Origin of the sequence: Lentilactobacillus hilgardii DSM 20176 = ATCC 8290 (genome assembly GCF_000159315.1) — a bacterium.
Taxonomy (GTDB): Bacteria; Bacillota; Bacilli; order Lactobacillales; family Lactobacillaceae; genus Lentilactobacillus; species Lentilactobacillus hilgardii.
Genome location: NZ_GG670040.1, coordinates 1 through 241, shown reverse-complemented (window position 1 = coordinate 241; position 241 = coordinate 1). Strand labels below are relative to the sequence as shown.

Genomic DNA, 241 nt, shown 5'->3' with positions numbered 1-241 from the left:
TGACCAACCTCGAATTGACCCAAAAGCAAGGCTTTATTGTTACCCAATTATGAAAGGGAAGTATTTGGTCGGTGGCCCAATTAATAATGGCGGTATCATTTTAAACTGGGCACATGATTCCCTATTCGGCGCCGAGCAGGAAGCCGCAAAGCTCCTGGATATCGATTCCTATGATATGCTTTCGAAAATTGCGGCGACCGTTCCTGCCGGGGCGGATGGATTGATCTTTCATCCCTATCTA

Annotated in this window: 1 pseudogene; it reads left to right on the top strand. The window is 46.9% G+C overall.

The features are described 5' to 3' along the window. A pseudogene (locus HMPREF0519_RS13985) lies at positions 1-241 on the top strand (gluconate kinase); the annotation flags it as partial.